This window comes from Streptococcus dentapri (assembly GCF_042649885.1).
In the GTDB taxonomy this organism is placed as follows: domain Bacteria; phylum Bacillota; class Bacilli; order Lactobacillales; family Streptococcaceae; genus Streptococcus; species Streptococcus dentapri.
Genome location: NZ_JBHSAC010000018.1, coordinates 1 through 21,951 on the forward strand (window position 1 = coordinate 1; position 21,951 = coordinate 21,951).

The window sequence follows — 21,951 nt, forward strand, 5'->3', positions numbered from 1 at the left end:
AATGAAAAGACAGTTGCGAAATATATTCGCGAGTAAACAACTAATCTGGGAGATTAGTTGTTCAATGACATTGCACTTGATAAATTGAGTGTCAAAGAGTATGAAGATCCATTTTCAGATGGCAGTTTTAGAACGAGATAAAAGCCCGTTGTTACGGGCATTAGTCAAGTAATTATAGCACTAACCTGAACGAAGTTCAGCGAACGTCTTTAGACGTCGCTGGAGAGAAACGGCTTATAGCCGGTGTACAAGCCACCCGTTTTCACGGGTGGTTATGACTACACTGCCCTCTTTTTAGTGGTGTTGGGCTTGCTTCCTAAATTTGGAGCTATGGCACAGATGATTCCGAGCCCTGTCCTAGGTGGTGCTATGCTAGTACTGTTTGGTATGGTGGCCCTTCAGGGGATACAGATGCTAAACGAGGTGAGTTTCGAGCACAGTGAACATAACTTTATCATCGCCGCCGTCTCTATTGCGGCCGGGGTTGGTTTCAACGGGACTAATATTTTCGATAGCCTACCGGAGAGTTTGCAGATGTTCCTGACCAATGGGATTATTATCGCTACTTTATCAGCAGTGATATTGAATTTTATTTTAAACGGTAAAACCAAGGATAAATAAAAAGAGTGATTCCCTGTTTGATTTCGATGTGAAATCAAGGAAATCCTCTTTTTTAGGTCTTAGCCTTTCTTTTTCATTTCGCCATGTGGGTAATAAGTTCCTTCTGGCATGTCATTGATGAAAACATGGATAGCTTCTTTAGGCGCCTTGGCAACACGTGAAACGACTTCCGTCACTTCACGTGCTAATTCGATTTTTTGTTCCTCAGTACGGCCTTCAAACAGGTCAATTTTTACAAATGGCATAAGTTTTCTCCTTTTTGTTTTCTTGTATATCAGCCTTGCTGTTCTACCCTTTTATTTTAACATGAAATTTTAGGAGATGATAGGAAGAAATAGTTTTTTTGTTGGCTTAGAAGGAGTAGAGATCTTTTCAAATTTAAAAATGATTCATAATATTTTTCCTGGATTGGCTACTGCTAAAAGAAGCTATTTATGATAGAATAAGATGATAAAATTTTTAGATGGGAAGAGATATTTTTGGCACAGTTATATTTTCGCTATGGCACAATGAATTCAGGGAAATCCATTGAGATTCTCAAGGTCGCTTACAATTATGAGGAGCAGGGAAAACCGGTTATTCTCATGACCAGCGCTCTGGATACACGCGAAGGATATGGCTGGGTTGCTAGCCGGATTGGTCTTAAACGTAAGGCCTTACCAATTTCTGGTAAAACCGATATTTTTGGCTACATTGAAAATCTTGCTGAGAAACCTTACTGCGTTCTCGTTGATGAATGTCAATTTTTAAGCAAGGCCAACGTCTTTGACCTAGCTCGCGTAGTTGATGAACTGGATGTGCCAGTCATGGCTTTTGGGCTTAAAAACGACTTTCGCAATCGTCTCTTTGAAGGTTCCCGTGAATTCTTGCTCTTAGCAGATAAGATCGAGGAAATTAAAACAATCTGCCAGTATTGCAGCAAAAAAGCCACTATGGTATTACGCATTGAAGATGGCAAGCCTGTCTACCAAGGTGAGCAAGTTCAAATCGGAGGACACGAAACCTATATCTCTGTTTGCCGCAGACATTATTACCATCCTGAAATAGAAGGAGACCACTAAACAAATGAATATTTATGATCAGTTACAAGCGGTTGAAGATCGCTATGAGGAATTGGGGGAATTGCTCAGCGACCCTCAAGTTGTCGCTGATACTAAACGGTTCATGAAGCTATCCCGCGAGGAAGCTAACAGCCGCGAAACGGTCAACGTTTATCGTGACTACAAGAAAATCATCCAAGATATTGCTGATGCCGAAGATATGTTAAAAGATGCCGGTGGCGATGCTGAGCTTGAAGAGATGGCTAAAGAGGAACTCAAAGAGTCCAAGGCTGCCAAGGAAGACTATGAAGAGCGCCTTAAAATCTTACTCTTGCCCAAGGATCCTAACGATGATAAAAATATCATTTTAGAAATCCGTGGAGCAGCTGGCGGTGATGAGGCAGCTCTATTTGCAGGAGACCTTTTGCAAATGTATCAAAAATATGCTGAAACACAAGGTTGGCGCTTCGAAGTTATGGAAGCTTCCTATAATGGTGTAGGTGGTATCAAGGAAGTCGTTGCCATGATCTCTGGACAATCGGTTTATTCCAAACTCAAATACGAATCAGGTGCCCACCGTGTGCAGCGGGTACCGGTGACAGAGAGCCAGGGACGAGTTCACACTTCAACAGCAACCGTCCTCATCATGCCCGAAGTCGAAGAGGTGGAATATGATATCGATCCCAAAGATTTGCGGGTTGATATCTACCATGCATCGGGTGCTGGTGGACAAAACGTCAATAAAGTGGCGACAGCCGTTCGTATGGTCCATATTCCAACGGGTATCAAGGTAGAAATGCAGGAGGAGCGTACTCAGCAGAAAAATCGGGATAAGGCTTTGAAAATTATCCGTGCGCGTGTAGCTGATCATTTTGCACAAATCGCTCAAGATGAACAGGACGCTGAGCGTAAATCAACAGTTGGTACAGGCGATCGCTCAGAACGTATCCGCACCTACAATTTCCCACAGAACCGCGTGACCGATCACCGCATCGGCTTGACCCTGCAAAAGCTAGATAGTATTTTGGCTGGTAAGTTAGACGAGGTAATTGATGCCCTTGTTCTCTATGATCAAACTCAAAAATTGGAAGAGCTCAACAAATGACCTATGCTCAAATTTTTGTCACTTATGAAAATCAGCTAGCAGCAGTGGGGGAAGAAGCAGAAAGTTTGACTTTTACCTTTCGAGCTCTTAAAAATCTAGATATGACAGCTTTTCTCCTCCTCTTACGTCAGGAAGTTAGTCCAGAGGATCAGGCTTTAATTGATTCTATTGCTAAAGAGCTTTTAGCCCACAGACCTGCTCAGTACATCATTGGTTACGAAATCTTTTACAATCTAAGATTCAAGGTGGATGAGCGAGTTTTGATCCCCCGACCGGAAACAGCTGAATTGGTTGATATCATTCTTGCGGAGAACAAGCAGACTGAACTAGCTGTCCTAGATATAGGGACAGGGAGCGGAGCTATCGCTATTTCCTTGGCTTATCATCGCCCAAGCTGGTCTGTAACAGCAAGTGATATTTCAGCTGATGCTTTAGCAGTAGCTGCAGAAAATGCTTCTCACTATCAGACAGCACTCAAGCTTATCCAATCTGATGTTTTCAGTAACCTTTCAGCTCCTTTCGATATAATTGTGTCCAATCCGCCCTACATAGCTAGGGCAGATGAAGATGAAGTAGGGCTCAATGTTTTGGCTTCAGAGCCTCACCAAGCTCTCTTTGCTGAGGAAGAGGGCTTAGCAATTTACCAAAAAATTGCTCAAGGAGCTACCAGCCATTTAAAGCTGAATGGAAAAATCTATTTAGAAATCGGCTATAAACAAGGGGAGCGGGTTAAGGCCCTCTTTCAAGATCAGTTTCCAGATAGATGCGTCCGCATCTTACAGGATCAATTCGGTCAGGACAGAATGGTGGTGGTGGACAATGGATGAGATCGTCCAAAAATTAACGAGTGCTCAACCGGTTATTTTGCCGACTGAGACAGTTTATGGGCTCTTTGCTCCGGCTTTTGATGAGAAGGCTGTCAATCGGGTCTATGAACTGAAACAGCGTCCGCGCGACAAGGCTATGAACCTAAATGTTGCTTCCTATAAGGATATTCTAAAATTCTCAAAGGCTCAGCCTATTTTTCTTAAGTCTCTCTGTGAGGCCTTTCTGCCCGGCCCATTGACCATTATTCTCAAGGCCAATGACAAGGTGCCCAGCTGGATTAATTCAGGTCTTGATACGGTTGGCTTTCGCCTTCCCAAGCATCCTGTGACTCAGCATTTGATTAAAGAATATGGTCCTTTGATTGGTCCTTCTGCTAATCTTTCAGGGAAGGCGAGCGGTAGCAAATTTGATGAGCTTGTGGTTGACTTTGCTGGACAGGTAGCAGGAGTAAAAGATGACGAAGCCATTACTGGTCAAGATTCGACAATTCTGGATCTGTCTGATACTCGTGCTAAAATCCTGAGACAAGGAGCGATTACTAAAGAAGATTTGCTAACAAGAGTTCCTGAATTAGACTTTTATTGAAAACCAATTCGCCAAACGATGGAACATTAACTTATTTTATAGATATGAGGTAAACTTATGATTTTTGACAAAGAAGACTACAAGGATTTTGACCCTGAATTGTGGCAGGCTGTTCAAGCAGAAGGAGTGCGTCAGCAAAATAATATTGAGCTGATTGCTTCAGAAAATGTTGTTTCTAAGGCTGTTATGGCAGCCCAAGGAAGTGTCTTGACCAACAAATATGCAGAAGGTTATCCGGGCAAACGTTACTACGGTGGTACCGATGTCGTGGATGTTGTAGAAAATTTAGCCATCGAACGCGCTAAAGAGGTATTTGATGCTAAGTTTGCTAATGTTCAGCCTCACTCCGGCAGTCAGGCCAATGCGGCAGCATATATGGCCCTGATCCAGCCTGGGGATACTGTATTGGGAATGGATCTGTCAGCCGGTGGTCATTTGACTCACGGATCTCCTGTTAGTTTCTCTGGCAAGACTTATCATTTCCTACCTTACAATGTGAATAAGGAAACTGAGGTGCTTGACTATGATGAAATTTATCAGTTGGCCCAAGATTCTCAACCTAAATTGATTGTTGCTGGTGCCTCAGCTTATTCGCGGATCATTGATTTTGCCAAATTCCGTGAAATTGCAGACAGTGTTGGAGCTTATTTGATGGTTGATATGGCCCATATTGCTGGACTGGTCGCAGCTGGTCTCCATCCTAATCCAGTACCTTATGCACATGTGACCACTACCACGACTCACAAGACCCTGCGCGGTCCTCGGGGTGGTCTGATTTTGAGTAACGATGAAGATATCGCTAAGAAAATCAATTCTGCCGTCTTCCCTGCTTTACAAGGAGGACCTTTGGAACATGTTATTGCTGCTAAAGCAGTGGCCCTCAAAGAAGCTTTGGATCCTACCTTTAAAGACTATGGAGAAATTGTCATCAAGAATGCCAAGGCAATGGCCGATGTCTTTGCCGCGCACCCAGAATTTCATGTCATCTCTGGCGGTACTGATAATCATGTCTTCTTAGTTGATGTGACCAAGGTTGTCGAAAATGGCAAACTTGCTCAAAACATCCTTGAAGATGTCAATATCACCTTGAATAAAAACAGTATTCCTTTTGAAACACTATCACCATTTAAAACTTCAGGTATCCGTATCGGTAGTCCTGCAATTTCTAGCCGTGGCATGGGAGTTGCTGAGAGTACGAAAATCGCCGAGTTGATGATTCAAGCACTCGAAAATCATGAAGACAAAGCTGTTCTTGAACGCATCCGTCAAGATGTAAAGACCCTGACTGATAGCTTCCCACTGTATTAAGATGTTAGATTTATACCTAAAAAAAATTATCGTTCATCAATTTAGCCCTGATGATACGGAGATTATCTTCGCCGACAAATCATTGACTCTTACGCCAAAGCTGGATGAATATTTTCGCAAAAAATTAAGCAAGGTTTTTACGACTGATGCTAAGCGCGGACATTTTGATCCTGAAAATGGCTTTCTTGCTAATTTAGACGGTAATCTTATGGAATCTTCCCGTAAGATTGCCCAGCTCTGGAAAGAGGAATTTGTCATCAGCGAGGGTCAAAAGACCAATGACCTTGTCTTTATTCAATTTGATAAAGAAGGTCTTGAGTATTTTGCTTTTTTACGGCTGGCCTTAAAAGAAGGTTTGGCACATATTCTAGGGGATGCTGAGCAACCCTTAAAGTTGATTCAAAACAATCTACCTAGTGCGGCTCAGACACCGGATGAGGCTTTGGTTATCAACCGTCAAACCAATCAATACTACCTGATTGAAAAGCGCATTAAGCACAATGGTAGCTTTGCTAACTATTTCTCTGAAAATCTACTCAAGGTACATCCGGAGCAATCTGTGAAAAAGTCTATCAATCTCTTGGAAAAGACGGCCCAAAAAGTAGCTGACGACTTTAATAAGGACGATTTTAATTTTCAGTCCAAGATGAAGTCAGCCATTTTCAAAAATTTGGAAGAAGATCAGGAACTTTCACCAGAGACCTTAGCCAATCAACTCTTTGATGACAATCTAACAGCTCGCCTAACTTTTGTAGATCAACTCAAAGAAACCATTCCTCAACCAATTTCAGTGGCGGATGTTGATTATTCTCATCAATCCAAAAAGTTAGAAAATCAAAAGTTATCTCTATCGAACGGTATTGAATTGATTGTACCTAACCAAATTTATCAAGATGCCGAATCGGTAGAATTCATCCAAAACGCTAATGGAACGTATTCCATCTTAATTAAAAATGTTGCAGATATTCAAAACAAATAATATGTTTAAAAAGATTAGACGATTGATATATATCCTTCTCCTCCTCCTGCTTATTTATAAAGGGATTACAGTTTATCGGGCAGTTAAAAATGTTCTAGCTTATCGCCCCTTGGTCGAGCAAGTTTTGGACGAGGATGACAATGATACTAATGAGGATCTGGTCTTAGCAGTAATCTATACCGAAACCAAGGGACAATCAGAGGATGTCATGCAGTCCAGCGAAAGTTCCACCGGAACAACTGAGTCAATCAGCGATAATCGCTCCAGTATCAAACAAGGAACCAAGGTTCTGGCTGAAAACCTTGAAAAAGCACAGGCTGCTGACACCGATTCTTGGACTGCCATTCAAGCCTATAACTATGGTTCGTCTTATATCCCCTATGTTTCCAAACACGGGGGTAAAAACACTATCGATTTAGCTAGGAAGTATTCTAGAGATGTTGTAGCTCCAAGTCTGGGTAATAAGAGCGGCCGCACCTATCATTACTACAATATTGTTTCCATTCTCTATGGAGGTGGTAAACTTTACGTTGATGGGGGCAATATTTACTATGCCAAGCAGGTTCAGTTCAATCTCTTTTTGATACGTCTGGTTGATAGGTTATAAAAATTATGAAAAAATTATTCGTCTATTTTAGAGGTTATCTCAAAGAAACTTTCTTAGGTCCTATTTTCAAGCTGCTGGAAGCTAGCTTTGAATTGCTGGTACCTCTTATCATTGCAAAAATCGTCGATTCTACGATTCCTCACAAAGATAAAAATCATCTGTACGGGATGATTTTTCTTCTATTTTGTACAGCAGTTCTTGGTGTCATTGCAGCAGTAACAGCTCAGTATTTTTCGGCCAAAGCAGCAGTAGGTTACACCAAACAGTTGACCAAGGATCTCTACCGAAAGATTATGCGTTTGCCCAAGGAGAATCGGGATCGCTTGACGACCGCCAGTCTTTTGACGCGTTTGACCAGCGACACCTTTCAGATTCAGACGGGTATCAACCAATTTTTGCGACTTTTTCTCAGAGCTCCGATTATCGTTTTCGGATCAGTTATTATGGCTTTTTTAATCAGCCCTCAAATTACTCTGTGGTTCCTATTGATGGTAGCTCTCTTAACTCTGTTGATTTATGGTATGTCACGACTAGTCAACCCTCTCTATTTATGCATCAGAAAATTGACTGATAAGATGGTAAGCTTAACACGGGAACAACTCGAAGGTATGCAGGTCATCCGTGCTTTCGGTCAAACTGACCGCCTCAAGAAGCAGTTTGCCGACCATAATCAACTCTATACTAAGACTCAGCTTAAAACAGGGGCTCTGGCTAGCTTGGTTAGTCCCCTAACCTATTTCATTGTCAATGGAACGCTAGTTATTGTGGTTTGGCAAGGGAATCTTGCGATTGCTGATGACGCTATCAGCCAAGGAACCTTGATTGCTTTAGTCAACTATCTGCTCAATATCCTGACCGAATTGCTCAAACTAGCAATGATGGTGACCAATCTTAACCAGAGTTTCATTAGTGCTGGCCGAATCACCGAAGTTTTTTATCAAAATGAAGAAGACCTAGAAACCAGTATTGAAAAACTAAAACCAGATGTTCATCAAACTCTTGCTATTTCAGATATCAGCTTCACTTATCCAACGGCAGCCCAAGCCTGCCTATCGGATATTTCCCTAAAAATGTCTCAAGGTCAGACCTTAGGAATTATAGGGGGAACAGGATCGGGTAAATCTACCTTGGTTCAGTTGCTTATGGGACTCTACCAAGTTCAAAAGGGACATATCAGTGTTTTTAATCAAGGGCAAAGTCCATCCAATCTAGCAGAATGGCGGTCTTGGATGGGGCTTGTTCCTCAAAAAGCCGAGCTATTCTTGGGAAGCATTCGCTCCAATCTAACCTTAGGTTTAGAGACTGACGAAATATCTGACGGTAAGCTCTGGTGGGCCTTGGATATCGCCCAAGCTAGCGATTTTGTCAAAGAAAAAGAAGCAGGGCTGGATGCTGAGGTTAAAGAGTTTGGTCGTAATTTTTCTGGTGGACAAAGACAGCGTCTAACCATTGCCAGAGCTATTCTTAGACAGGCTCCTTTTTTAATCCTAGATGATTCAACTTCCTCCTTGGATTACCTGACGGAGAACCGGTTGCTCAAAGCCATTAGCTCGGAGTTACAAACCAACCTTATTTTAATTTCGCAGCGAACCAATAGTCTAAAGGAAGCCGACCAAATTCTGGTCCTAGAAAAAGGAAAACAAGTTGGACTTGGTTGTCACGAAGAACTTTTGGAACCCTGCTCCACCTATAGAGAAATCCACTATTCGCAACACGACAAGGAGGACCAAGCATGATATCTTCACCATTAAACCGTTTGGTCCGCGATTTCTCCAAGCAAGGTCTATGGCTCAGTTTTGCTCTAGTAGGGATTGTTCTGCAGGTCACATTAACGATTTATCTTCCAATATTAATTGGAAGAGCAGTGGATGCGGTCGTGCTCCCTGACAATCGTAGCCTAATCTTAGGCATTATCTTAAAGATGCTGATAATCATTGTGGTTAATACGCTAATCCAGTACCTCAATCCTCTTATATATAACAAGCTAGTCTTTGAATTTAGTCGGGATTTACGCCAACGAGTTATTGAGAAAGTCCATCAGCTTCCTATGGCCTATCTAAGCCAATCAGTTGGCGATATGGTTAGCCGAGTCACAACTGATGTTGAGCAGCTCAATAACGGTCTGCTAATGGTTTTTAACCAGTTCTTTGTCGGTACCCTAACTATTCTGGTCACCTTAATCACCATGGCTAAAATCGATACATTGATGATGATGCTAGTACTCTGCTTGACGCCCCTGTCTCTCTTTTTAGCTCGCTTTATTGCACGAAAATCCTTTGTTCTCTTTCAAAAACAAACACAGGCTCGTGGCCGTCAGACCCAGATGGTTGAAGAGAGTTTGAACCAAGAGAGTTTAATTCAGAGTTTTAATGCGCAGGAGCAATTTATTGAGCGCTTTTTCGATCTCAATGAGGATTATGCCAGCTATTCTCAAAAAGCTATTTTCTATTCCTCTATTGTTAATCCCGTGACACGTTTTGTCAATGCTCTTATTTATGCACTTTTAACAGCAGTAGGAGCTCTGCGTATCATGAATGGTGCTTTTTCCATTGGTCAACTGACAACTTTTCTTAACTATGTTATCCAATATACCAAGCCCTTCAATGATGTATCTTCAGTCCTAGCAGAATTACAGGGGTCCCTGGCTGCTGCTCAGAGGCTTTATCAGGTATTGGATCAAGCAAGTCTCGCCGAAACAGGTCAGCTGGAGCTAGTAAGCGACCAAGTTCAAGGGCAGATTGATTTTGAAGAGGTTAGTTTTGGCTATACGCCGTACAAGACCTTGATTAAGAATCTCACTATCCATATTCCGCCTGGCAGCCGTGTGGCTATCGTTGGTCCGACAGGTGCGGGGAAATCGACCTTAATCAATCTTTTGATGCGCTTTTACGAAGTAACAGCGGGACACATTTTATTGGATCATCAGCCTGTCACTAACTATACTCGCAGTAGCTTGCGACGACAGATTGGTATGGTTCTTCAGGAGACTTGGCTTCAGGAGGCTACGGTGCATGACAATATTGCCTTTGGACATCCCAATGCTACGCGAGAATTGGTCGTAGAAGCAGCCAAAGCAGCTAATGTCGATTTCTTTATCAGACAGCTTCCTCAAGGTTACGATACTTACTTAGCTGATGCCGGCGCCTCCTTGTCTCAAGGGCAACGCCAGCTGCTGACCATCGCTAGAATCTTCGTTGCTGTCCCTAAAATTTTAATTTTAGATGAAGCGACCTCTTCTATTGACACACGCACTGAGAGCTTGATTCAAGATTCATTGGAAACTCTTATGCAGGGACGAACCAGTTTTATTATCGCTCATCGCCTGTCAACAATTCAAAAGGCTGATATCATCCTAGTTATGGTTGAGGGAGATATTGTTGAACACGGTACTCACTCAGAGCTCATGGCAGCCCAAGGTTTTTATTACCAAATGCAGATAGCTCAAAATCAATCCTAAGGAGGAATTATGAAATTTACAGCTATCCATCATATCGCTATTATCGTCTCAGATTATGAGAAATCCCGTGACTTTTATGTGAATAAACTAGGGTTTGAAATCATTAGTGAAAATCATCGGCCTGAACGCCACGATTATAAACTTGACTTAAAATGCGGACAACTAGAATTGGAGATTTTTGGCAATAAGATTACCGATCCAGCTTATAGTGCACCACCTAAACGGATTGGTAGACCTGAGTACGATAGAGAAGCCTGTGGTCTGCGCCACTTAGCCTTTTACGTAGATGATATTGAGACCTATAAAGCAGAGTTGGAGCAGCAGGGCATCTTTGTCGAACCGGTTCGCTTTGACGATTATACCGGAAGGAAAATGACTTTTTTCTTTGACCCCGATGGTCTTCCTTTGGAGTTGCACGAATAGAGCGCCTACATATTTAACATAATAATAATTATGTTAAATATGTTTTAAAATAAACACTGTGGTCGATACCATAAAATGTCAGATCCAATCAGGATTTTGAATTCTGATTTAACTAAGGTTCATTATCATCGAATTCAGTGCCTTTCTTAAAAGAAAGGCTGCAAAGAAGACTCTTTAAGGCTCGGTCAATCACATAAAAAGACAGGATGTTCTGAATAGCCCCCCTAAAGTTAGACAAAAATCTAACAATTGGGGTGCTTTTTGTGTAAAATTAATTTATGAAGATACTGATGAAAATTTTAGGCTACTTTTTTGTAATGGAAGGCTTTGTCATTTTATTAACCATTTTTATCAGTCCATTTCTCAGTCTCGCTAGCATTCTCACATTTCTGGTGTCAGTGGTCTGGAATCTATTGTTTAAAAGATAAATGATATTGTAGTGAGAATATGATAAAAGCTGAGTTTTTATCCTCAGCTTTTTCCATATTTAAAGCCTGCCATCATAAAAGAATAAAAGGCTTTATAAAGATAAATCCGAATTTAATAATTCGTTTTATTCCCACTCAACAGTTGCTGGTGGCTTGCTGGTGATGTCGTAGACGATGCGATTCACGTGATCAACTTCATTGACGATACGAACTGAGATTTTCTGCAAAACTTCCCAAGGGAGTTTTGCAAAGTCGGCTGTCATTCCATCAATAGAGGTGATTGCACGAATGGCGATAGTGTAATCATAAGTTCGACCATCTCCCATAACGCCGACAGAGCGCACGCCGGTATTGACTGTGAAATATTGCCAGACATCACGTTCAAGCCCTGCCTTGGCAATTTCTTCGCGCAAAATAGCATCAGATTCACGTACGGTTTCCAGTTTTTCAGCCGTAATGTCTCCCATAATCCGAATAGCAAGACCAGGACCTGGGAAGGGCTGGCGCCAAACAATTTCATCTGGCATTCCTAAAGCAGTGCCTAGAGCACGAACCTCATCTTTGAAAAGACTATTGAGCGGTTCAATCAATTCGAACTGCATATCCTCAGGCAATCCGCCCACATTATGGTGGGACTTGATGGTTTGCGCAGTTTCGGTACCGGACTCGATAATATCGGTATAGAGGGTTCCCTGTGCTAGGAAGTCGACGCCCTTAAGTTTGCTGGCTTCATCATCAAAGACATTGACGAATTCATTTCCGATGATCTTACGTTTTTTCTCTGGATCATTAATATCAGCCAATAAGTCGAGGAAACGTTTAGAAGCATCGACACGAATAATATTGAGTCCGAATTTGCCTCCTAGCATTTCCATTACTTGATCACCTTCATTTTTACGAAGTAGACCATGATCAACAAAGATACAGGTCAGCTGATCGCCGATGGCGCGTTGCAGGAGGACCCCGACGACAGATGAATCAACCCCACCTGACAAACCAAGGAGGACCTTGCGGTTCCCAACCGTTTGACGGATCTTAGCAACTTCCATATCAATGAAATTGTCCATAGACCAATCGCCCGTAGCTCTACAAATATTGATAGCGAAATTACGCAGAATATCATTTCCGTATTCAGAATGGCGTACTTCTGGGTGGAATTGAATTCCATAGATTTGGCGATTAGTGTTTTCAATAGCAGCGTAAGGACAGTCAGCAGAATCTCCCACTAATTGGAATCCTTGAGGGATTTCAATAACAGCATCGCCGTGGCTCATCAAAACGACTTGATTATCTGGAGTACCAGCAAACAGAGCTGAACTTTGACGGAGTTGGAGAGTAGATTGCCCATATTCGCTATTACCTGTTTGACCGGCTGGTAGGACCTTACCACCGAGACGATCCGTCAGTAGTTGCATACCATAGCAAATCCCCAAAATAGGAATGCCTAAGTCGAAGATTTTTTCATCGATACCGAAAGAATCTTCGGCGTAGACGGAGTTTGGTCCACCAGATAGCACGATACCAATCGGATTAATGGCTTTTACCTCATCAGCCGTAATTTTATGGCTTTTTAATTCAGAAAAGACTCCGATTTCACGAATACGGCGAGCAATCAACTGATTGTATTGACTGCCGTAGTCTAAAACGATGATCTTTTCAAGATTATTAAATTCAGTCATCTTAACCCTTTCCATTTTACCGGTTTGACCGGCAGTTATCACAATTATTTTAGCACACTTTAGCTGTTTACGCACTCGAAAATTCAGAAAAGAAATCTCCTCTATTCTCACCAGAAAAACTATGTTATAATAATCTCTATGCGAGAAAAAACTCCCCCTAAAACACATAAAAAAGAGATCAAACAACCTCTGTTGCGAGAAAACCGCCAAAAACAAAAGAGCAAAGGGCTCTTTCGTTGGCAAGAATTAGTAGCTCTCGCAGTTTTAATCGTTTCCGCCATTATCTTACTGCTTGTGACAGGTAGTTTTAAAGTTCTGAAAGGAGACGTGTTAAATATTACCAGTCATTTTCAAATCGGTTCTGAAAATCTGAAACCCAAGTATCAACAGAATCAAGTTGTTCAAGTTTCTGAGGGAACTGATAAGTCAATTGGCGGTAAAGATTTAACCCGGTATAAGCAGTGGATTGGTAAAATCCAGTCTAACAATCAGGTGGATACTGATGATGGTAAATCTGTCATGACCTATACCATCGCTTTTGATAACGGTGACAGTATCAAGGGTGTCAAGGAATCTGATATCGCTCAAGCGCCCCATTCAAAGTTTAGCAAGGATAAGATTGTCCAAGTTAGTCAATCTGCTGAAACTGACCTTGATGGTTACGACCTAAGCGGTGTCAAAGGAGATGCTGCCAAGGTATCTTCCATCGGATATAATTACTCTGACGGTGGTGGTTATAAATATGATCTCAGTTTTGATGATGGGACAACTTATTCCAACGTTGCCGAGTACAGTTTGAATGATATCTATCATGTTGACCTTAAAGAACATAATTCGGCTGCTCAGAACAATCAAGTTTTAAAAGATTCTTTTCAGTATGCCAAGGACCATCCCGGTACTATTTTAGGCTTGCCAAGCGGTAACTTCACCATCGGTAGTCAAAATCCAGAATCCGACTATATTCTGTTGGCTTCCGATACACAAATTCGCGGGGATAACACGAAATTAGTTGTTGATGGGACAGCCTATTGGTTTGGTCTAGCAACAGGTTCAGGAGCTTCAGATGGCGTTCAGAATTTCACCATGAGAGATATTACTGTTGAAGCCAAAGATCTAACCAACGGAGATCAATTTATGGTTATGGCTAACCATGGTAGCAACTGGGATATTGCTAATAATACTTTCACCATGGTTCATAAAAAAGGTAGCCATGTTTTTGATTTGGGCGGTCTTCAAAACTCCAGTTTCACCGATAATAACTTCATCGGCTATGCACCTGATCTATCCAACACGACATCCTTGTCTGATGTATCGGATGATCATGCCGTTTATGCAGAAGCTATTCAATTCGATGCTTCCGATAATAAAGGTGTCTGGGATGGTGGACTCATTCAAAAAATTGATTCAAATTACACTAGCAACAACCAGAATAAAGTACTCTCCAATAATATCAAAGTGACAGGAAATTCCTTCCTCCCTTACAAGGACAGTTCTGGGAAAATTGTTGCCTACAGTGCCACACTGGGACAACACTCATCTGATGTAGGGTCAATCACAGTCACAGGCAATACCTTTACCTCAACCCTTTCAACACGGTTTAACAAGAAAGATGACTGGGTATTTGATCCAATCCATTTCACTGAAAGTTCTGGGGATTCTGTCTATAATAATACCATTGATTAACCATAAATATGCAAAAGTTCCGTTATTTGAATGGCGGAGCTTTGCTATTTTTTTAAACTAAAAAATGCTACAATACTATATAGACAATTCAAAAGGAGATTCCTAATGTTACCAGCCTATATTCGGATTCATGATGCTATTAAACACGACATCGATCAGGGTATTTGGAAAATCGGAAGCCGCCTGCCCAGCGAAAGAGATCTGTCAGACAGCTTTGACGTCAGCCGAATGACCCTGCGTCAAGCTATCACCCTGTTGGTAGATGAAGGAATTTTAGAACGTCGTGTAGGCAGCGGAACCTATGTTGCCAGCCAACGCGTGCGAGATAAAATGCGGGGAACAACTAGTTTTACAGAGATTATTAAATCCCAAGGAAAAGAACCATCCAGTCAATTGATTTCTTACAAGCGATGTTATCCCAATGATAAGGAAATACGTCATTTAGAGATTACACCAAAATCTTACATTATAAGAATGGAGCGGGTACGTTATGCAGATGATATTCCCGTCGTTTATGAGGTGACCAGTGTTCCCGAAAAATTGATTCGTCCCTTTAAGAGAGAAGAAGTGACAGAGCATTTCTTCCAAACGCTGACTAATCACGGCTACATCATTGGCAAAAGTCAGCAGACCATTTCGGCAGATATCGCCGACAAAAAACTGGCTTCCTATCTGGCCATTGAAGAAGGGCATGCTATGCTAGCCTTAACCCAGACTTCTTATTTGGAAGATGGCCGCCCCTTTGAATTTGTACGTAGCAAATATGTTGCTGGTCGTTTTGAGTTTTATCTCGAAAACAAATAAAGTTTGCGTATTTTTATTTATGCAAATTTTTAATTTTGTTTTTAATAAGAAATCTGAGAGGAATAGGCTATAAAATACTAGATTTTTTTGATATAATATGGCTTATGGAAATTGAAAAAACCAATCGTATGAATGCGCTCTTTGAGTTCTATGCACCGTTATTGACGGATAAACAAATGAACTATATAGAGCTCTACTATGCGGATGACTACAGTCTGGCCGAAATTGCTGAAGAGTTCGGTGTCAGTCGTCAGGCTGTTTATGACAATATCAAACGTACCGAAAAAATTTTAGAAGACTATGAGATGAAACTCCATATGTATTCTGACTATATTGTACGCAGCGAAATTTTCGATGCTATTATGGAGAAATATCCGGATGATCTTTTTCTTCAGGAAAATATTTCTCTTTTAGCCAGTATTGATAATCGCGACTAAATAAAACAGAAGTAGAAGTGAAGGAAGACTGCTATTATGGCTTTTGAAAGTTTAACAGAACGCCTACAAGGTGTTTTTAAAAATATCCGAGGAAAGAAGAAACTTTCTGATAAGGATGTTCAGGAAGTTACTAAAGAGATTCGTCTGGCCTTACTGGAAGCAGACGTTGCTCTGCCAGTTGTCAAGGATTTCATCAAAAGGGTTCGTGAACGTGCTGTCGGGCACGAGATTATCGATACCTTGGATCCAACGCAGCAAATTATTAAGATTGTCAATGAAGAACTGACTGAGATCTTAGGAGCAGAAACAGCTGAAATCGAAAAAGCACCTAAGATTCCGACCGTCATTATGATGATTGGTCTACAAGGGGCTGGTAAGACAACTTTTGCCGGTAAATTGGCCAACAAGCTCATCAAAGAAGAGAATGCACGTCCCTTAATGATTGCGGCGGATATCTACCGTCCCGCTGCTATTGACCAGTTGAAGACAATTGGGGAACAAATTGATGTTCCTGTCTTTGATATGGGAACTGAAGTTTCGGCTACCGATATTGTTAAAAATGGTCTAGCACTAGCCAAAGAAAAACACAATGACTATGTTCTGGTTGATACGGCTGGTCGTTTACAAATTGATGAGACCCTTATGCAAGAACTGCAGGACATCAAAGATCTAGCCCAACCAAATGAAATCTTACTAGTTGTCGACAGTATGATTGGTCAGGAAGCCGCCAATATTGCGCGTGAGTTCAATCAACAGCTTGATATCACTGGGGTAGTCCTAACTAAAATTGATGGGGATACTCGCGGTGGGGCCGCTCTCTCAGTGCGCCAAATTACTGGTAAACCAATAAAATTCACCGGTACTGGCGAAAAGATTACCGATATTGAAACCTTCCACCCAGATCGGATGTCCAGTCGAGTCCTGGGTATGGGCGACCTGTTGACCTTGATTGAAAAGGCCAGTCAAGAATATGATGAGCAGCGCTCAGCAGAGATTGCTGAAAAAATGCGTGAAAACACCTTTGATTTCAATGACTTTATTGAACAATTGGATCAGGTGCAAAATATGGGACCGATGGAAGATATCATCAAGATGATTCCTGGTATGGCCAATAATCCAGCTTTAGCTAATGTCAAGGTTGATGAGCGCGATATCGCTCGCAAACGTGCCATTGTTTCGTCAATGACGCCAGAAGAACGTGAAAATCCGGATTTGCTCAATCCTAGCCGTCGCCGTCGTATTGCAGCGGGTTCTGGAAATAGTTTTGTGGATGTCAATAAATTCATTAAGGACTTTAATCAGGCTAAATCCATGATGCAGGGGGTAATGTCTGGCGATATGAACAAGGCTATGCGTCAGATGGGGATCGATCCTAATAATATGCCCAAAAATATGCCTGCCGGCATGGATGCCAGTACCCTTGAAGGCATGATGGGACAAAGGGGGATGCCCGACTTGTCAGCGTTAGGGCGTGATATGGACCTCAGTCAAATGATGGGGGGCGGTCTCAAAGGAAAAGTTGGTTCCTTCGCCATGAAACAAGCCATGAAACGTCAAGCCAACAAACTCAAAAAAGCGAAGAAGAAACGCAAAAAATAAATAAGTTACATTTAAACAAACTTGGAGAAAGACTCTAAATGAATTCACAGCTTGCTATCCCAGGCAAAATGATGACCTTGATTAAAGATGGTTATTATTCGGCAAAAAGTCGCTTTCTTAGCCTACCTCATTATTTTCAAGTAGCTATCATTTCTTTCTTGGTCTCTTTACTCTACTTACTTCCCGTATTATTTGGAAGTAGAGGGGGACTGTATGGGGATGATTTACATTTCCATATTGATAGGGTGCGTGGTCTTGCTGGTATCTGGCACAGTCCAGTTAATTTTCGATCCTTTTATAAGGTAGGGCAGGGAATCAATTTCTTTTATCCCTATCTGACTTATTATCCCTATTATCTCTTATATTCTCTTTTTCATGATTTTTACAAGGCTTGGATGATTTACTTTTACATCCTAACAAGTTTAACCTATTTTATCGCTTACTTTTCAAGTCTAAAAATCTTACATTCGCGTTGGTCTTCCCATTTATTTGCCCTGCTCTATACCTTCGCAGCTTATCGTCTGGATAATTTTATCATTCGCTTTGCTGTGGGGGAACTTATCGCCATAACCTTTCTTCCCTTAGTATTCTCTGGACTTTATCTGATTCTCCGAGGTAATTATGGAAAGTGGTATTACCTATCTTTTGGGATTACTTTGATTCTTTACAGTCATATCTTATCTTTTGTCATGGCTGTTGTCCTTGTTATCTTTATCTACCTGACGACAATATGGTTTTCCAAAGAGCGACTGGTCCGCAGTGGTTATTTGGCCGTAGCCGGCTTGGCCGGCTTTGCTATGGGAAGTTTCCAGCTCTTCCCCATGTTAGAGCAATTAAATTATCATCGTTTGATTATCCCCGGGAAATTCACCGATGATCTCGAAGTTAAAAAATTATCAGACCTGATTTCGACTGCCTTTTTAAACGATTTGCAGCAGCATACCTTCGGTCTCTTTGTCCTAATCAGTTTTCTTTTAGTTATCGGTTTCCTTATCCGGAGTTTCTTTATCAAAAAAATTAAGGCCATTGATTATTATCTCTTTGGTCTGACCCTTATTTTAATTATCTTAGAAACGCCTTTCTTTGACCTGTCGGCTCTTAGCACCATTCAATTTGTCTGGCGGTTGAATGCCTATATTTCTTTATTTGTCTTCTTTTTATTGGCCAAGTTTATTGGTCACAGCTCATTTAAGTATTTAGGACGAGGATCTATCTACCTCATCTTATTAGTGACCTTGATGCTCGTCCATAGCACAACATGCTACAATTACTTTAATGATGTTCACAAGAATCCTGTCAACCACTCTAGCGAACTCTCTAAGCGCAACAGTCCAAATAAATTAGCTAACTCTATAATGTTGACCGACTATGCCAATCATTCGCAAGGGAAGAAGCGTGAGATTTATGATGCGGATAACAAGATCCATCATCGTGTCTTTGAACACAATTCAACCAGTAATCAGCTGGAGAGCTGGGCAAGCTTTGAAAATTCCTCTGCCATCTTTACAGTTATCAATCCGAGCTGGGATAGCCAAATTGTCGATTTGCCTGTCTATCATTATAAGGGGCAAATTGCTTGGATTGATGGTCAGCCTGTTTCTAGCCTCTTGAGTAAAAGCAGTGGATCAACTATGGTCTATCTGCCGCCCGGAGAGCACCAGGTAGAAATTAGCTACGACTACACCCCTCTAGCTAAAATTGCCTTTCTTTTCTCAGTCCTGACATTGCTCAATATTATCGTTCATATCGTCTATATCAATAATAGTTTGAGGCATTTTAGCAGCTGGTTACCAGCACTCAAACGAATGAAAAGAAAAACACCTTATAAAATGTCTATTTGAATAGACATTTTTGTTTTTGTCTGTTATAATAGACAAAAAATACAGAAAGAAGTTTCTTCCTATGCTTTACATTGCTATCATTGGTGACCTTATTGATTCCAAAAAAATAGAAAAACGAGCTCAAGTGCAAGAAGAACTATTGTCACTGATGACTAAAATCAATCAAAAATACCAAGATATTCTGGTGTCGCCCTTTACCGTAACGACCGGTGATGAATTTCAGGCTCTATTAACACCTAACGATAATCTTTTTCAGTTAATCGATGATATCGCAGTAGCCTTAGATCCTATTAAGGTCCGTTTCGGTCTAGGTCTCGGCAGCATGGCGACACCAATCAACACAGTCCAGAGCATCGGATCGGACGGTCCTGCCTTTTGGTTGGCCCGTTCAGCAATTGATTATGTTCATGACAAAAATGACTACGGTGTTACGCAAATAGCTCTAAACTGTGATGATCAACTGCTTCAAAATACCGTCAATAGCCTGCTGTCAGCAGGGGATTTCATAAAATCTAAATGGACCAGCAATCAGCAAGCCATACTTCGTGAGTTATTGCGAGAAAACAACTATCAGGAATATTTTGAGCATCAAAAAATTGCCAGATTCCTAGGCATCGAACCCAGCGGTTTTACCAAACGTCTCAAGGCTAGTGGTATCAAACATTATTTGCGCGGCCGCAAAACAGCGGCAGACCTGATATTGAGTAACATTAAGGAGGTGGAGCAAAACAATGCTTGAAAACCTATCTCTTTCAACCTATTTATTGGAGAATCCAATTTTAACTTTGACCTTTATCGCACATTTTCTGGCGGATTTTCAATGGCAAAGTCAGTCACTAGCAGATAAAAAAGTTTACAGCAAGGCAGCTCTCAATCAGCACTTGGTCATTGTTGCCATTCCTTTGCTAATTTGTTTACTGATTGATTCGTCAGCCTGGAATTTTTTGAGCTTGGCCTTATTTAGTCATATCCTGATTGACTATGCTAAATTCTACCTAGCCCCCATAATTTCTGCTCAAGATAAAGATAAATACATCTTTCTGATCGACCAATTGCTGCATTATACCGCCATTGTTGCCAGTTATAACTTGCTTAAGCCAGCAACCTCTGATTGGCTAGAAAGCAATAGTCAGCTTATTCAAATTGCTTTATTCTTACTTCTGATAACCAAGCCTGTCAATATTGCTTTTAAACTCTTCTTCAGCAAATATCAGGTTCAGACAGCCTCAGAAGAGGAGGACGAGACGATCGTAGGAGCTGGTGCTCTTATTGGAAATTTAGAGCGTCTTACCATGGGGATTTTGCTGATCTTAGGACAATTCGCAGCCATAGCATTGGTATTTACTGCCAAATCAATTGCCCGTTACGATAAAATCTCTAAAAACCAAGCCTTTGCAGAATATTATCTAATCGGATCCTTATTCAGCATTATTAGTGTGCTCATCATTTATTTTCTGTTTTCTTAAGTTAAATAAGTCAACCGAGATTGAAAAATTTAGTCTCGGTTTTTTCTATGAATTGGAATTGTCATTGTTTCGCATTCAAAAAATATTGCACAAGGCGTTGCAGACTTAATTGAAGAAGTCGCCAAAGATGTTGCTATTACTTATGTTGGTGGCAATGAAACTGGAGGAATAGGTACAAGTTTTAATCAAGTGCAAAAAGTCATTGAAAATAATCTCAAAACCAATCTTTTAGCTTTTAGCTTTCTTTGATTTAGGATCTGCCAAAATGAACCTAGAAATGATTGCTGACTTCTCCGATAAAAATATTCTCCTTAAAAATGTTCCTATTGTTGAAGGAGCTTATGCAGCTGCTGCCCTCGTACAAGCAGGAGCCGATTTGTCAGCAATCGAAGAACAGTTGGAGAAATTGATGAGCGAAGAGAAGAAATTCTAGCTGCTGCAACAAATTTGTTTCAAGAAAAGGGATTTGAAAAAACCAGTGTTAATGACATTTTAAAGATTGTCGGAATTGCGAAGGGGACTTTTTACTATTATTTTAAATCTAAGGAAGAGGTATTAGAGGCGGTGGTCAGTGAAGCCACATCACTCCTTAAAGCAAGAGTACAAAAGGTCGTCAAATCAACTAGTGATCCCAAAACAAAGCTTTTAGAGGCTTTTCAAAGCATGAATATCACAGATGTTTACGGAGGCAATCTCCTAAAAGATATGCATAAGCCTAAAAATGCTCTCTTGCATCAAAAATCATTACAAGCCATTTTGCAGGAAATGACGCCTCTTCTAACTGCGATTATCGAAGAAGGGGTGCAGCAGGGTCAGTTTGACTGTCCTTACCCCAAACAGCTGATACAGATTATCCTTGTTGCTGTGGCTACACTCTTTGATGAAGGAATTTTCCAGTTAGATAAGCAAGAAGAAGAACAGCTGTTAGAAGCTTTTCAATTTTTACTGTTTAGACAGTTAGGAATCGAAAACTAGGCTGCTCGTTAAAGAATTGCAGTAACTGCAATTTTCTTTTTAGGCTCTACCGACCGACGGTCTATTTTTGTTATTTTAAAGGAGAA

20 protein-coding genes and 3 pseudogenes are annotated in these 21,951 nt (G+C 41.1%); 21 read left to right on the top strand and 2 right to left on the bottom strand.

Annotated features, from left to right (window positions below; all coding sequences use genetic code 11):
- Nucleotides 1-63: 63 nt before the first annotated feature.
- Nucleotides 64-141 (top strand): annotated as a pseudogene (locus tag ACFOSE_RS01810) (IS200/IS605 family transposase); the annotation flags it as partial.
- 138 nt (nt 142-279) lie between these two features.
- Nucleotides 280-621, top strand: a pseudogene (locus tag ACFOSE_RS01815) (solute carrier family 23 protein); the annotation flags it as partial.
- 59 nt (nt 622-680) lie between these two features.
- Here the strand turns inward: ACFOSE_RS01815 and ACFOSE_RS01820 are convergent.
- Complete coding sequence (locus ACFOSE_RS01820) at nt 681-866, bottom strand: 4-oxalocrotonate tautomerase (protein WP_057490821.1); 186 nt, start codon at nt 864-866, stop codon at nt 681-683.
- 234 nt (nt 867-1,100) lie between these two features.
- On the opposite strand from ACFOSE_RS01820, the gene ACFOSE_RS01825 reads away from it, so the two are divergent.
- From ACFOSE_RS01825 to gloA2, 10 genes are read left to right on the top strand one after another with little or no spacing between them, the layout of a single operon-like run.
- Nucleotides 1,101-1,682 carry a thymidine kinase gene (locus tag ACFOSE_RS01825; RefSeq protein WP_380429722.1) on the top strand — a complete coding sequence of 194 codons (582 nt, stop codon included), beginning with the start codon at nt 1,101-1,103 and terminating at the stop codon, nt 1,680-1,682.
- Between the two features lie 4 nt (nt 1,683-1,686).
- Entirely contained in the window at nt 1,687-2,766 is a 1,080-nt protein-coding gene (prfA, locus tag ACFOSE_RS01830; RefSeq protein ID WP_380429724.1) for a peptide chain release factor 1, read from the top strand.
- Complete coding sequence (gene prmC, locus ACFOSE_RS01835; protein WP_380429727.1) at nt 2,763-3,593, top strand: peptide chain release factor N(5)-glutamine methyltransferase; 831 nt, start codon at nt 2,763-2,765, stop codon at nt 3,591-3,593. Before prfA ends, prmC begins: the two co-directional genes overlap by 4 nt.
- Nucleotides 3,586-4,179, top strand: a complete 594-nt coding sequence (locus ACFOSE_RS01840; RefSeq protein WP_380429730.1) for an L-threonylcarbamoyladenylate synthase — start codon at nt 3,586-3,588, stop codon at nt 4,177-4,179. The genes prmC and ACFOSE_RS01840 overlap by 8 nt, the downstream gene beginning before the upstream one ends.
- A gap of 57 nt (nt 4,180-4,236) precedes the next feature.
- Nucleotides 4,237-5,487 carry a serine hydroxymethyltransferase gene (gene glyA / locus ACFOSE_RS01845; RefSeq protein WP_380429733.1) on the top strand — a complete coding sequence of 417 codons (1,251 nt, stop codon included), beginning with the start codon at nt 4,237-4,239 and terminating at the stop codon, nt 5,485-5,487.
- Nucleotide 5,488: 1 nt separating this feature from the next.
- A complete protein-coding gene (locus ACFOSE_RS01850) occupies nt 5,489-6,466 on the top strand; it encodes a nucleoid-associated protein (protein ID WP_380429735.1) in 978 nt (325 codons plus the stop codon).
- Nucleotide 6,467: 1 nt separating this feature from the next.
- Nucleotides 6,468-7,073 (top strand): lysozyme family protein, encoded by a 606-nt coding sequence (locus tag ACFOSE_RS01855; RefSeq protein WP_380429738.1) that lies wholly within the window; start codon nt 6,468-6,470, stop codon nt 7,071-7,073.
- 5 nt (nt 7,074-7,078) lie between these two features.
- Entirely contained in the window at nt 7,079-8,809 is a 1,731-nt protein-coding gene (locus ACFOSE_RS01860) for an ABC transporter ATP-binding protein (protein ID WP_380429741.1), read from the top strand.
- Nucleotides 8,806-10,530, top strand: a complete 1,725-nt coding sequence (locus ACFOSE_RS01865; RefSeq protein WP_380429744.1) for an ABC transporter ATP-binding protein — start codon at nt 8,806-8,808, stop codon at nt 10,528-10,530. Before ACFOSE_RS01860 ends, ACFOSE_RS01865 begins: the two co-directional genes overlap by 4 nt.
- A gap of 9 nt (nt 10,531-10,539) precedes the next feature.
- Nucleotides 10,540-10,953, top strand: a complete 414-nt coding sequence (gene gloA2, locus ACFOSE_RS01870; protein ID WP_380429747.1) for an SMU1112c/YaeR family gloxylase I-like metalloprotein — start codon at nt 10,540-10,542, stop codon at nt 10,951-10,953.
- A 553-nt stretch (nt 10,954-11,506) separates the two neighbouring features.
- On the opposite strand, the gene guaA is transcribed toward gloA2, so the two are convergent.
- Nucleotides 11,507-13,060, bottom strand: a complete 1,554-nt coding sequence (guaA, locus tag ACFOSE_RS01875) for a glutamine-hydrolyzing GMP synthase (RefSeq protein WP_380429749.1) — start codon at nt 13,058-13,060, stop codon at nt 11,507-11,509.
- 138 nt (nt 13,061-13,198) lie between these two features.
- Between guaA and ACFOSE_RS01880 the strand changes: the two genes are divergently transcribed.
- From ACFOSE_RS01880 to ACFOSE_RS01920, 9 genes and pseudogenes are all read left to right on the top strand, one after another.
- On the top strand, nt 13,199-14,743 hold the full coding sequence (locus ACFOSE_RS01880; protein ID WP_380429752.1) for an HlyD family secretion protein: 1,545 nt from the start codon (nt 13,199-13,201) through the stop codon (nt 14,741-14,743).
- A gap of 105 nt (nt 14,744-14,848) precedes the next feature.
- Nucleotides 14,849-15,547: a GntR family transcriptional regulator gene (locus tag ACFOSE_RS01885; RefSeq protein WP_380429754.1), complete on the top strand. Its 699-nt coding sequence runs from the start codon at nt 14,849-14,851 to the stop codon at nt 15,545-15,547.
- A 104-nt stretch (nt 15,548-15,651) separates the two neighbouring features.
- Nucleotides 15,652-15,984, top strand: a complete 333-nt coding sequence (locus ACFOSE_RS01890) for a putative DNA-binding protein (RefSeq protein WP_380429756.1) — start codon at nt 15,652-15,654, stop codon at nt 15,982-15,984.
- A 36-nt stretch (nt 15,985-16,020) separates the two neighbouring features.
- A complete protein-coding gene (gene ffh / locus ACFOSE_RS01895; RefSeq protein ID WP_380429759.1) occupies nt 16,021-17,583 on the top strand; it encodes a signal recognition particle protein in 1,563 nt (520 codons plus the stop codon).
- A gap of 38 nt (nt 17,584-17,621) precedes the next feature.
- Entirely contained in the window at nt 17,622-19,424 is a 1,803-nt protein-coding gene (locus ACFOSE_RS01900) for a hypothetical protein (RefSeq protein ID WP_380429762.1), read from the top strand.
- A 61-nt stretch (nt 19,425-19,485) separates the two neighbouring features.
- On the top strand, nt 19,486-20,163 hold the full coding sequence (locus tag ACFOSE_RS01905) for a SatD family protein (RefSeq protein WP_380429764.1): 678 nt from the start codon (nt 19,486-19,488) through the stop codon (nt 20,161-20,163).
- Nucleotides 20,156-20,890, top strand: a complete 735-nt coding sequence (locus tag ACFOSE_RS01910; protein WP_380429767.1) for a DUF3307 domain-containing protein — start codon at nt 20,156-20,158, stop codon at nt 20,888-20,890. Before ACFOSE_RS01905 ends, ACFOSE_RS01910 begins: the two co-directional genes overlap by 8 nt.
- Before the next feature lie 51 nt (nt 20,891-20,941).
- Nucleotides 20,942-21,323 (top strand): annotated as a pseudogene (dhaM, locus tag ACFOSE_RS01915) (dihydroxyacetone kinase phosphoryl donor subunit DhaM).
- 14 nt (nt 21,324-21,337) lie between these two features.
- The gene (locus tag ACFOSE_RS01920; protein ID WP_380429769.1) at nt 21,338-21,865 is read left to right on the top strand and encodes a TetR/AcrR family transcriptional regulator; all 528 of its coding nucleotides are present in this window, start codon (nt 21,338-21,340) and stop codon (nt 21,863-21,865) included.
- Nucleotides 21,866-21,951 lie beyond the last annotated feature (86 nt).